This window comes from Comamonas trifloxystrobinivorans (assembly GCF_043359985.1).
In the GTDB taxonomy this organism is placed as follows: Bacteria; Pseudomonadota; Gammaproteobacteria; order Burkholderiales; family Burkholderiaceae_C; genus Comamonas; species Comamonas trifloxystrobinivorans.
Genome location: NZ_JBHZGV010000023.1, coordinates 1 through 12,809, shown reverse-complemented (window position 1 = coordinate 12,809; position 12,809 = coordinate 1). Strand labels below are relative to the sequence as shown.

At 63.8% G+C, this 12,809-nt stretch carries 7 protein-coding genes; 2 read left to right on the top strand and 5 right to left on the bottom strand.

Annotated features, from left to right (window positions below; genetic code table 11):
• Positions 1-618: a glutathione S-transferase family protein gene (locus ACFIQF_RS21900; RefSeq protein ID WP_393945774.1), complete on the top strand. Its 618-nt coding sequence runs from the start codon at positions 1-3 to the stop codon at positions 616-618.
• Positions 619-728: 110 nt separating this feature from the next.
• Here ACFIQF_RS21900 and ACFIQF_RS21895 read toward each other — a convergent pair whose 3' ends face one another.
• The 3 genes from ACFIQF_RS21895 to ACFIQF_RS21885 form a co-directional block, all read right to left on the bottom strand.
• Positions 729-1,070, bottom strand: a complete 342-nt coding sequence (locus ACFIQF_RS21895) for a sunset domain-containing protein (protein WP_393945773.1) — start codon at positions 1,068-1,070, stop codon at positions 729-731.
• Positions 1,071-1,191: 121 nt separating this feature from the next.
• Positions 1,192-2,787 carry a DUF3482 domain-containing protein gene (locus ACFIQF_RS21890; protein WP_393945772.1) on the bottom strand — a complete coding sequence of 532 codons (1,596 nt, stop codon included), beginning with the start codon at positions 2,785-2,787 and terminating at the stop codon, positions 1,192-1,194.
• Between the two features lie 16 nt (positions 2,788-2,803).
• A complete protein-coding gene (locus ACFIQF_RS21885; protein WP_393945771.1) occupies positions 2,804-4,288 on the bottom strand; it encodes a DUF2868 domain-containing protein in 1,485 nt (494 codons plus the stop codon).
• 96 nt (positions 4,289-4,384) lie between these two features.
• On the opposite strand from ACFIQF_RS21885, the gene trpB reads away from it, so the two are divergent.
• Positions 4,385-5,590, top strand: a complete 1,206-nt coding sequence (trpB, locus tag ACFIQF_RS21880) for a tryptophan synthase subunit beta (protein WP_393945770.1) — start codon at positions 4,385-4,387, stop codon at positions 5,588-5,590.
• A 107-nt stretch (positions 5,591-5,697) separates the two neighbouring features.
• Here the strand turns inward: trpB and ACFIQF_RS21875 are convergent, their stop codons facing one another.
• Complete coding sequence (locus tag ACFIQF_RS21875; protein WP_393945769.1) at positions 5,698-6,513, bottom strand: hypothetical protein; 816 nt, start codon at positions 6,511-6,513, stop codon at positions 5,698-5,700.
• 267 nt (positions 6,514-6,780) lie between these two features.
• Complete coding sequence (locus ACFIQF_RS21870; RefSeq protein ID WP_393945768.1) at positions 6,781-12,780, bottom strand: hypothetical protein; 6,000 nt, start codon at positions 12,778-12,780, stop codon at positions 6,781-6,783.
• Positions 12,781-12,809: the final 29 nt, after the last annotated feature.

The window sequence follows — 12,809 nt, the reverse complement described above, 5'->3', positions numbered from 1 at the left end:
ATGACTTTGAAAATCTACGGCATTGCTGCCTCGCGAGCCATCCGCCCGCTGTGGGCGGCCGAAGAACTGGGCCTGCCTTACGAGCACATCCAGCTGCACTACCAGGCGCCCGAGCTCAAAAAAGAGCCATATGTGTCGATGAACCCCAACGGCCAGGTGCCGATCATCGACGACAACGGCCTGGTGCTCTACGAATCGCTGGCCATCACCTTGTACCTGGCCCAGCGCTACGGCCAAGGCACGCTCTGGCCCAACGACGTGGCTGGCCAAGCGCAAGCTTTGCAGTGGACGCTGTGGGCCGCCACCGAGGCCGAACCACCCGCACGCCAATGGTTCCAGCACACGCAGTTTCTGCCCGAGGCGCAACGCCAACCCTCACTGGCTGCCGCAGGCCTCGCCAAAGCGCAAGCCAAGGTGCAGCTGCTCGACCAACTGCTGGCCCAACGCCCTTGCCTGCTGGGCGAGCAGTTCAGCGTGGCCGACCTGAACGTGGCCGCCGTGCTGCAACGCCTGCCCGCCATCGCCAACGGCGCCGCGCCTCATGCACTGGCCTGGCACCAGCGCTGCATGGAGCGCCCGGCGGCGCAGCGCGCTTTGGCGCTGCGCAACCAGGGGTAACTGGAGCGCTCCCACCCATAAAAAACGCCCTGAAGCCTAAGCCCAGGGCGTATTACAAAACTGGCAGAGCTTAGTGACGAAAGCCGTTACGGCCCGTCACCCGCTGTGCTTTATTTCGCGCAGTTTTTGCTGTTCTTGGCGGGGCTGAAGCCCTTGGCTTTGGCGTCGGCTACCGTCAGGTACTCGCCGCTTTTGGTGGTGCCGTAGTAGCGGTCGCCCTGGCAGTGGTAGACCTTGGAATCGGCGTTGGCCCAGACTTTGCCAGCGCCACCGCCAGCTGCAGCGGCTTTGGCCGGCGCGGCTGCTGGTGCCGCAGCGGGCGCAGCCTTGGCAGCGGCAGCGGGGGCGGCTTTGCTGGCTGGGGAGGTGGCGGTTGCCGGGGTTTGGGCAAAGGCCACGGTGCTGCCGCACAAAGCGGCGGAGATCAGCCAAGCTTTCCATTTTTTGCTCATAACTCGCTCCTGTTGTCGGTAGGTGCCGGGCCGCTGGTTGCAGGGCCGCAAGGCATCGCCATGCTGCACCGGGCGCGCTTAAATTTCAATGAAGATTGATGCGCACGCCGACAGACGGTGGCTAGCAGTTGGCACTTGTTTGCGCTAAATCGGGGTAGAGCTGGCGCAAGGCCGCTTGCAGGCATTCGGCGAGCAGCAATTGCAAGCTTTGCAGATGCGCGTCGTGGCTGGCTTCGCTCAAGGGGGACGGTGCTGCAGCCAAGGTGGCCCACAGTGCTTGCCAATCGGCGGTGCGGGCCTGGATGGCGCTTTGCACCGCGCTGTTCCACAAGGCGGGCGCGCTGGGGCTGGTGTAGCGGCCTCGGCCCCGGCCAAAGTGCGAGATCACCAGGTATTTGAGCAACTGCTGGCTGGCCAGTGCACTCAGGTAATCGGGCGACAGGCGAAACTGCTGCGCCTTTTGGTCGAACACCTGGTTGGCGCCCCAGGCAGCGCCGGCAAAGGTGACTGCGCCTACCAAGGCGCCCACCAGTGCACCGGCGCCCAAGGTCATGCCGCCGGCCACCATGTCGGCACCCAAACCGGTAGCTGCACCAGCTGTTACGGCGCCCCACAAGGTGGCGGCTTTGGTGTCGAGCGGCGTGCTGATTTTCAGCTGGTCTTTGAGCTGCTGCTGGATCTGGCTGGCGGCCTGGCCGTCGAGCTGGTGCAGCTGCAGCAAGCGCTGCGTGCTGGCTACGTCGGCCTGTTGCAAGGCTTGGGTCAAACGCTGCATGGCGGCGGCTTGCTGTGGACTGATCTTCTCTTCGCCTGCGCTGCCCGCACCGCGCACCGCCTGGCTGACGCTGCTGCTGAGCTTGCTCCAGGCGCGCTGCAAGAGCTTGCCGTCTTCCGCTTCCACGGTTTCCTGCGCGGTAGCGGCCTGCAGCAATTGCTCGGCCAGGGCTTGCAGGCTGGCACTTTCGCGCTGCTGTTGTTGCGTGCTGCGCGCTTGCAGCAGACGCTGGTAAGCGGGCAATTTGGCCGTGGGCAACAGCGGCGCTATGGATTGCAAAACCTGCTTCTCGTGCCACCAGCTGCGGGTAAAAGCATCGAGCACCTGTACCGAGCGCACGGTGCCAGCAAACTCTGTGGTGGCTTTGCGCCAACGCTGCAGATCGGCAGCGGTCTGCTCGGCGCTGGTGTCACTGCCAATCTGGTTGAGCAGCACCAGCACGGGCTTGTCCATCCACTGCAGAATGCGCATTTCGCTGGCCCAGTAACCGGCGTCGGCCGGGTCTTCGGCCGCGTTCACCAGGTAGAGCATGACATCGGCATGGTCGCGCGCGGCCAGCAAGGCGCGCTGGCTCATGTAGAAAGGTTTGTCACGCCAGCGGTCCCATACGTTCGACAAAAACCAGCCCAGCGGGTTGCCCTGCTGCTTGAGCCGGTTGTAGAGCCGCAGCGAATCGCCAAACCCCGGCGTGTCCCACAGCCACAGCTCGTCGCCCTGCTCGGTGCGCTGCAGCAGGTAGCGCTGCGATTGCGCGGTGACGTGGGCCGCATCCTGAATCTCGCCAATATCGTCAGCCAGCAAGGTGCGCGCCAGGCTGGTTTTGCCGATGTTGGTGTGCGAGAGCAAGCACCATTGAATGCTCTGGTCGTTGGGGCCGTCTGCTGCTACGGTGGTGACGGCATCGGCTGCGGTGACAACGGGCTTAGAGGTTTCTGCAGTCATAGGGTTGGCTGTTCCTTCAGGCGCTGGCGGCGCCTACCAGGTGGACGCTAAAGCCGTACTGCTGGGCAAACTCTTGCCACAGCGCAGTGCGCTCTTGCGTGCGGCGGGGCGCGCCGGCGTTGCGCTGGGCAAAATCGCTGGTCCACAACCAGAGCTGGGCTTGCGCACCATAGCGGCGGCGCAGCTGGGCCAGCAGCTCGCCGTGGATCTCGGCCTCGGGCGTGGCGGCCAGGTTAATCAGCGCTACCGGTTGCGCAGGCGCTGCTACTTCAAACTCTGGCAGCGCCGCACCATAAGCCAGCGTGGCGCGCCATTCAATGCTGGCGCCTGCGCCGTATTGCGCGGTGCTGTACTGCTCTATCGCAGCCTTGCGCTCAGGCGTCATGTCCATGCTGTAAGGCTGCACCACCAGATGCGTGGCAAGGCCACCAAAATCGCGTTGCAGCTGGGCAAAGTAAGCCTGATTCAGCGGCAATTGCACATGGCTCGCTTGCCAACGCCAACGTACGGCTTGCCACAGCGCCAACAGCAAGCGCGGCGCAATCACCAGCACAGCCAACAACAGCGTATAAGCCAGCACCCAGCGCTCAGCAGCCGATGCGCCACCGGCAGGCGCTGCACGCAAATGCGCTTGCGTCACCCAGCCTTGCAGCGACTGAATCTCGCCCAGCTCCCAACGCGGCACCAGGCCCAGCCACTGCACCGGCGCAAACAAGCTGTTGAGCCACTGCTGCACCTGGGGCGCAGAGAGGAATGTGCTCTCCCAACCCAGTTGGTATTCCTTGGTGAGCCCGGTCAGCCACAGCGAGGCCAACGCGCCCAGCGCCATGAGCGCGGCGCCCAGATGCAGCCACAGCAACCACTGCGCATGGCGCACAGGCTGGCTGGCCTGCCACCAGTTGCGCTCAAAAGTAAGCGCCATTTTGCGCAGGCCGCTGCCACGCAAGGCCGGCATGGCTTTGCCGCGCAAACGCTGCAGAAAACCGGGCGAGCCCTCTGCAGCTGCAGCAGCCGTATTGGCTTCGCCTTGCGTCGGCTGCAAGGGCACCATGGCGCGGTGCTGCGGCTTGGCCAAACGCCACGCGCCATGCAGCAGCAACCAGGCGTAGACCAACAGGTTCCACACCACGATGCCGATCAGCGACAGCGACAGCAGATCGACCCGGTGCGGATCGGTAATGCGGTGGCTCACAAAGCCCGCCACCAGCGCTGCCAGCATGATGACCAGCGGCAGCCAGCGCGCCAGGCCGGGCGCGTGCTGCCACAACTGGCGTACATCGGCCGGCAACTGGCTGGCCTGGATGATGCGCACCGCCCGCGCCTGCAAGAACTGCACGAACGCCGCCTGGCCGGCCTTGCCGCTGGTAGCCGGTTTGCCCAGGCTGTGCAGCACGTCTTGCGTGATGGCCTCGCGCCGGGCGGCGTCGGGCAGCGCCTCGTTGGGGGCGGCGGTATCGATGGCGTGGGCAAAAAGAATGTCGCGTGCGGCACTGGCTTTCATGGCGCGTATTGTGGCACCGGGAAAACCTGCAAGCTGTGGGACAGGCGCGTGTGGTATCAACGCAGGCTGCAACTTTGACTGATGGAGACCTTTGCAATGACAACAACACCATTCGCCGCCATGCCCGACGCCGATGGCTTTTTTGGCCCTTACGGCGGCCAGCTGGTACCCCCGCATCTGAAAAAAGCCATGGACGACATCTCGGCCGCCTACGACCAGATCGTGCAGCGCCAGGATTTTCAGGACGAGCTGCAGCAGCTCTTCCAAGACTACGTAGGCCGGCCCAGCCCGGTGTTCCACGCCAAGCGCCTGTCGGCCCAACTCGGCGGCGCGCAAATTCACTTGAAGCGCGAAGACCTCAACCACACCGGCGCGCACAAAATCAACCACTGCCTGGGCGAAGCGCTGCTGGCCAAGTTCATGGGCAAAACCAAGGTGATCGCCGAAACCGGTGCCGGCCAGCACGGCGTGGCGCTGGCCACGGCCTGCGCGTTGGTGGGCATTCCTTGTGAGATCCACATGGGCCAGGTCGATATCGAAAAAGAGCACCCCAACGTCACCAAGATGCGCATTCTGGGCTGCAAGCTGGTGCCGGTGACGCGCGGCCAGGCCACGCTCAAAGACGCGGTGGACAGCGCTTTTGAAGAGTATTTGAAGGACCCCAGCAACTTCCTCTACGCGATTGGTTCGGTTGTCGGCCCGCACCCCTTCCCCAAGATGGTGCGCGATTTCCAGTCCATCGTCGGCCGCGAGGCGCGTGAGCAGTTCCAGCAAAAACACGGCAAGCTGCCCGATTACGTGGCCGCCTGCGTGGGCGGCGGCTCCAACGCCATGGGCATCTTCACCGCTTTTCTGGGCGATGCCAGCGTCAAGCTCGTAGGCGTAGAGCCCGCTGGTGAAGGCATCGACAAACCAGGCAAGCACGCGGCCACGCTGAGCGTCGGCAAGCCCGGCGAGATCCACGGCATGAAGTGCTATGTGCTGGAGAACGCCGACGGCACGCCCGCCGCCGTGCACAGCATTGCCTCGGGCCTCGATTACCCCGGCGTCGGTCCGCAGCACAGCTACCTCAAAGACATTGGCCGCGTCGATTACCAGGCGGTGGACGACGCAGAAACGCTCAAGGCCTTCATGACGCTGTCGCGCGTGGAAGGCATCATCCCCGCGCTGGAAAGCTCGCACGCGGTGGCCTGGGCCATGCGCACCGCGCCCACGCTGGGCAAGGAGGTGAACATCCTCGTCAACCTCTCAGGTCGCGGCGACAAAGACGCGGACTATGTGGCCAAGAAGCTGGGTTTGTAAGCTACACCCCGCTACCGCTACCAACGCAAACAAAACCAAGGGAGCCGCGAGGGCTCCCTTTTTGCTATCTGCTGGTTGGCAGGTTCCCGCCGCCAGCGTGCCCGGCATCAGCCTTGTTTGCGCTGGTACCAAGCGGCCATCAAAGCCAGCAGCAAAGTCAGGCCCAGCAGCATCCAGCCAGCGTCCACCGGAATGCTGGCAGCCTTGCCGCCAGGTCCGGGCGGGACGACCGTGCATGGGCCGCTGGCCGATGCCTGCGCCAACAGGCCGTGGTAGGTGATGGTGTTGACGGTCTGGATGACGATGGTGTTCACATCGCCGGCTTTCCAGTGTTGGGTCAGCGACAGCGGCACCCCCGGTTGGGTGAAGGGGGCAATCAAATCGTAGGGCGCCGGGTTCAGCGGCTGGCCGTTCACGTAGACCTGGCGGATCGCATCGTCCGCATTCACCAGCAGCTTGGCGACAAACTGGTCGGCCTGTACGTCGGCGGGCAGATTGAAGCGCGTTTGGTAGAACAGCGAGCCCAGATGCCCGTTGGCATTGCCTCCAGAAGGATCGGTATTGGCATCGGCGCTGATCCAGGCCGCATCGGCATAGTCTGCAGGCCAGTTGGGCGGATTGGGCGGGCCTGGCGATGTGGCTACGGCTGGCTGCCAGCTCAACGCAGCAGGCAAGGCCGCGCCACTGAGCGTGGTGTCTGCCACATAGGCCAGCTGCCAACGGGTGTCGGTGCTGCCGTAGGCCAACTTGGCAGTGCCTGCCGCATTGGAACCTGTATTGAAAATATAGGGCGCGGCGCCGCAGCTGAGCGTGGGCAGGCTGGCGTCAGGTGCTGCCAGGGCCTGGCCAGCTAGCAAACTGCCAACCGCGCCGAGCAAGGCCAGGCGGCGCCAGTTCGAATGGGGATGGTCATGCTTGGGCATCGAGCAACTCCTTTCTGTGAAAAGCCAGGTTCCAGGGCTAGAACTGGCCAGCTTAGCCACAGGCTTTTTCCCTGCAAAGCAAAAACAAAATCAGATTGAAATATTTAATGTATTAAACATAAATAGTTACCAATTTCCCTGGCTCTCTGACGCGCGGAGGCCTGCTCCAAAACAGGGCATAGAACCCATCAATGCTGCGGCGCGGGCGCAGCAAATACAAAGGGAGCCGCGAGGGCTCCCTTTGCTATGGCGTTGGGCTTTGCAGCTTTAGCGCTTGCGCTGCTGGCGGATGGCGGCCAGGCCCAGCAGCACGCTCAGGGCCAACAGCATCCAGCGCGCATCCACTGGCACGGGTGTGACTGCGGCCACTACTGCACCTACCTTGATATAGACCGTGGCCGGTGCCGTGCAAGGCGTAGCCGCCGTGCAGTTGACACCTGCGGTGGCCGAGGTCAGCGTGGCCAGCAGCGTGACCGAATCACCGTCCTTGAGCGTGCTGGCCGTCGTGCCCGTGGCCGTGTAGGTGAGCGAGCCGCCTACGGGCAGGTTCACACCCGTCAGGTTGAGCGGACCACCGGCCTTGGCAACGACTGCCGAGCGTGGGCAGACCGCGCCGCCGCTGGCCGCCGTGCAAGCCCAGGTGCCCAAGGTGATGTTGGCCGGACCGTCGGTGGTCAGCACGCCATCCGTAATGGCCGAGCCCGAGTTGTTGGTTGCCACCACCGTGAAGGTGGTGGTGCCGCCTGGGGCTACGGTGTCCGGATCGGCGCGGTTGCTGACAGCCAGCACTGGTGGCTTGGCCGAGCCCTTGTGGCTCACGGTGGCCGAGCAGTTGGCGCCCGTGCTGGTGCAGGTGGTGTGCGTTGCATCATCGGGCACCCAGGTCGCCGTGTTGGCAATGGCTGCCGGTGCCGGGCTCACCACCGTGCCACGTGCCTTATAGGTGAGCACGTAGCCAGGCTGCAGGCTGATCGCTGCGTCCAGACAGTTGCCAGGTGCAGGCGTTACTGCCGCACCGTTGCCATCCTTCAACTCGCAAATAGCACCCATAGGTGCACCCAGCGCAGCAGTGGGCCACGCATCGCTGAGCTTGCCCGAGGTCGCCGCCTGAGCGCTGGTGTTGGTCACCGTCACCACATAGTCGATCGTGCTGCCAGGCAAGACCGCGCTGCCATCGGCGGGCGTAGCCGATTTGGTCAGCGTCACCGTCATCGGTGTCAGTCCCTTGTGGTTCACAGTGGCCGAGCAGTTGGCGCCCGTGCTGGTGCAGGTGGTGTGCGCCGTGTCATCGGGCACCCAGGTTGCCGTATTGGCAATGGTTGCCGGTGCCGGGCTCACCACCGTGCCACGAGCCTTATAAGTGAGAACATGGCCGGGCAGCAGGCTGATGGATGCAGTCTGATCGAGGCAGTTGGCCGGCGCTGGCGTGACTGCCGCGCCATTGCCATCCTTCAACTCGCAAGTAGCGGCCATAGGCGCACCCAGCGCAGCAGTGGGCCACACGTCGCTGAGCTTGCCCGAGGTTGCTGCCTGCGCGCTGGTATTGGTCACCGTCACCACATAGTCGATCGTGCTACCAGGCAAGACCGTGCTGCCATCGGCTGGCGTTGCCGTTTTGGCAATCGTCACCGTCATTGGTGCCGAGCCATTGTGGCTGACCGTGGCCGAGCAAGCACCCGTCACCGTGACGTTATTGCTCGTGCAGGTGGTATGCGCCGTGTCATCAGGCGTCCAGGTAGCGGTGTTGGTGATGGCGCCCGCTGGTGCCGGGCTCACTACCGTGCCACGTGCCTTGTAGGTGAGCACATGGCCGGGCAGCAAGCTGATCGACGTAGTTGGGTCCAGACAGTCGGTGGGAGCGGGAGTGACCGCCACGCCATTGCCATCCTTCAACTCGCAAGTAGCACCCGAAGGCGCGCCCAGCGCTGCAGTCGGCCACACGTCGCTCAGCTTGCCCGAGGTGGCTGGCTTGCCGGTGACGTTGGTGACCGTGACCACGTAGTCGATGGTGTTGCCGGCGTAGACCGTGCCGCCCGCTGGCGTTGCGGTCTTGGTCAGCGTCACTGCCATGGTGTCCGAGACGGTGTGCGTTACCGCTGCCGTGCAGTTGGCGCCGATGCTGGTGCAGGTGGTGTGGACTGCATCCTCAGGCGTCCAGGCCGCCGTGTTGGTGATGGGGGTGCCTGCTGCTGCCGTGACCGTACCTTTGGCGGTGTAGGTGAGTACATCGCCTGGCTGCAGCGTTACCGGGTCAAAGCAGCTTGCGGGCTGCGGTGCCACCGGGGCGTTGCTGGCGTTGGTCTGCACGCAGGTGACAGCAGTGGGCGCGCCGACTTCGGCCGTCGGCCAAGTGTCAGCGAGTTTGCCCGAGGTCACTGGTTTGCCCGTGGCATTGCTGACCTTGACGGTGTAGGTGATGACGCTGCCCGTATAGACCGTGCCGGTATCCACCACAGCGGTTTTGGTCAGCGTCATTTCCATCGGTGCCGAACCGTTGTGGTTCACGCTTGCCGAGCAGGCGGCATTGAGCGTGCCATTGCAAGCGGTGTGCACCAGATCATCAGGCGTCCAAGTCGCCGTGTTGGTGATGGCGCCCGCTGGTGCAGGGTTCACCACCGTGCCACGTGCCTTGTAGGTGAGCACGTAGCCGGGCAGCAGGCTGATGGACGCAGTTGGGTCCAGGCAGTCAGCCGGTGCTGGCGTAATCGCCGTGCCGCCCGCATCCTTGAGTTCGCAGGTAGCACCCGTGGGCGCGCCCAGCGCTGCAGTCGGCCATACGTCGCTCAGCTTGCCCGAGGTGGCTGGCTTGCCGGTGACGTTGGTGACCGTGACCACGTAGTCGATGGTGTTGCCGGCGTAGACCGTGCCGCCCGCTGGCGTTGCGGTCTTGGTCAGCGTCACTGCCATGGTGTCCGAGACGGTGTGCGTTACCGCTGCCGTGCAGTTGGCGCCGATGCTGGTGCAGGTGGTGTGGACTGCATCCTCAGGCGTCCAGGCCGCCGTGTTGGTGATGGGGGTGCCTGCTGCTGCCGTGACCGTACCTTTGGCGGTGTAGGTGAGTACATCGCCTGGCTGCAGCGTTACCGGGTCAAAGCAGCTTGCGGGCTGCGGTGCCACCGGGGCGTTGCTGGCGTTGGTCTGCACGCAGGTGACAGCAGTGGGCGCGCCGACTTCGGCCGTCGGCCAAGTGTCAGCGAGTTTGCCCGAGGTCACTGGTTTGCCCGTGGCATTGCTGACCTTGACGGTGTAGGTGATGACGCTGCCCGTATAGACCGTGCCGGTATCCACCACAGCGGTTTTGGTCAGCGTCATTTCCATCGGTGCCGAACCGTTGTGGTTCACGCTTGCCGAGCAGGCGGCATTGAGCGTGCCATTGCAAGCGGTGTGCACCAGATCATCAGGCGTCCAAGTCGCCGTGTTGGTGATGGCGCCCGCTGGTGCAGGGTTCACCACCGTGCCACGTGCCTTGTAGGTGAGCACGTAGCCGGGCAGCAGGCTGATGGACGCAGTTGGGTCCAGGCAGTCAGCCGGTGCTGGCGTAATCGCCGTGCCGCCCGCATCCTTGAGTTCGCAGGTAGCACCCGTGGGCGCGCCCAGCGCTGCAGTCGGCCATACGTCGCTCAGCTTGCCCGAGGTGGCTGGCTTGCCGGTGACGTTGGTGACCGTGACCACGTAGTCGATGGTGCTGCCTGCATAGACCGTGCTGCCATTGACGGGCGTAGCTGTCTTGGTAAGCGTCACCGCCATGGTGTCCGAGACCTTGTGGCTCACATCGGCCGAGCACGCCGCGTTGGCGCCATTGCAGGTGGTGTGGACAGTATCCGTCGGCGTCCAAGTCGCCGTGTTGGTGTAGATGGTGCCAACAGCCGCTGTCGTAGCCACCAGGCCCGTGGCCTTGTAGGTGAGCACATCTCCGGGCTGCAGCGTTACCGGATCAAAGCAGCTCGCGGGCTGCGTTGCTACCGGCGTTCCACCATTGCTTTGCACGCAAGAGATGCTGCTGGCAGCGCCCAGGCCGGTGGGCCAGACATCGCTCAGTTGGCCCGAGGTGGCAGGCTTGCCGGTGGTGTTGGTAACAGTGACAACGTAAGCAATCGTGCCTCCGGCGTACACCGAGCCTGGCGCGGCCGTGGTGCCGCCCGCTGGCGTAGCTGTTTTGGTGAGCGTCACCGCCATCGTGTCCGAGACGGTGTGAACCACGGGCACCGAGCAAGCGGCGTTGAACGTGCCGTTGCAAGCGGTGTGCACCAGATCATCTGGCGTCCAGGTGGCCGTGTTGGTGATGCTGGTACCCATGGCGGCGGTCACTACACCGCTGGCCTTGTAGGTGAGCACATAGCCCGGCTGCAAGGTGATCGACGCGGCAGGGTCGAGGCAGTTGGCCGGCGCTGGCGTGATCGCCGTGCCGCCAGCGTCCTTGAGTTCGCACGAGACATTGCTGGCCGCGCCCAAACCTGCTGGCCAGGGATCGCTGAGCTTGCCCGAAGTCGCTGGCTTGCCGGTGACGTTGGTCACGGTGACCACATAGTCAATCGTGCTGCCGGTATAGACCGTGCCGCCAGGCGCTGTTGCGCCGCCCATTGGCGTAGCTGTCTTGGTGAGCGTCACCGCCATGGTGTCCGAGACCTTGTGGCTCACATCGGCCGAGCACGCCGCGTTGGCGCCGTTGCAGGTGGTGTGGGCTGTGTCCGCCGGCGTCCAGGTCGCCTTGTTGGTGTAGACAGTGCCAATGGCCGCTGTCGTAGCCACCAGGCCCGTGGCCTTGTAGGTGAGCACATCTCCGGGCTGCAGCGTTACCGGATCAAAGCAGCTCATGGGCTGCGTTGCTACCGCCGTTCCTCCATTGCTTTGCACGCAAGAGACGCTGCTGGCAGCACCCAGACCGGTGGGCCAGACATCGCTCAGTTGGCCCGAGGTCGCTGGTTTGCCCGTGGTGTTGGTAACAGTGACAACGTAAGCAATCGTGCCTCCGGCATACACCGAGCCTGGCGCGGCCGTGGTGCCGCCCATTGGCGTAGCTGTTTTGGTGAGCGTCACCGCCATCGTGTCAGACACTGTATTGGTGACAGAGTCGGAGCAAGCGCCAGTTACTGTTGCCGTCTTGTTGGTGCAACTGGTATGCGTCAGGTCATCAGGCGTCCAGGTCGCCGTGTTGGTGATGGTGGTGCCAGCTGCGCCCGTTACAACGCCGTTGGCGGTGTAGGTGAGCTTATCGCCTGGTTGCAAGGTGATAGAGGTAGTGGGCAGGCATGGCGTCACGTTGGTAGTGCCCGCCGTGTTGCTCAAGGTGCAAAGCTGATTGCTTGCGGCGCCCAAGCCTGTTGTCGGCCATGCGTCGCTGAGCTTGCCCGAGGTAGCGCGAGGGCCGCTGTTTGTAATGCTGACCGTATAAGCCAAGCTGTCGTTCTGGTAGACCTTGGCAGTTTCTGCTGGCAACACCGTTTTGCTCAGAGTCACCGCCATTTGGGGCAGCAGAGTCACATCCGCCGATGCATTGCAAGGCAAGGCAGACACAGTGCTGCCGTTCCAGCACATGGTGCCGGCGGTGCTGCTGCCAGTGATAGATGCTGTATTGGTCACCGTGGTCTGCGGCGCATTGGTAGGTACGGTGCCGACGACGCCTGTCACGGTGAACACCAGCTTGGAGCTGCCTGCGATAGTGAAGCCGCTGGGCAAGCCGACAAAATTGCCGCTGGCATCGATCTGGTTATTGGCGGCAGTCGGGCAAGTGGCTGTTCCGCTCAGTACAGCACAGCTCCATTGGCCGCCCGACAGTGGGCTGGGCAGCGGGTCGCTCAGCACCACGTTGTTGTTGGCACTTGCACCGTCGTTGCTCACCGTCAGCTTGTAGGTGACCGTATCGCCAGCCAAGAAGGGGCCGGGCGAGACTGCTGTTTTGCTGATGCCCAGGTACGCACCCGTGGTGGGCAGGCTGGCACTGGAGCTGCAGTGGTCTACCCCATCGCCGTCTTTGCACAGGCCGGCGCTGGCCGCTGGCGGATTCAGCTTGACGGTATTGGTAATGATGGGCGGCAACCCGCTGGGCTGGGCTTGGGTGGCGAGCACCAGCATGACCTTGCCGTTGGCCGGGATGGTCGGTAAGGTAACCGAGGTGCCGTCGGTGGAAGCAGAGAAGCCTGTACAAGCAGCTTGTTTAGGTGTTTTTATTTGGCACTGCCAAGTAAAAGGGCTGGCCAACAACCCATTGGGCACCACATCGGCGTTGTTGCATAAAGTGCTGCCAAAGTCGAGGTAGCCTCGGCGCATGAGTGATTCGAGCTGGGGCAAGCGGCGCT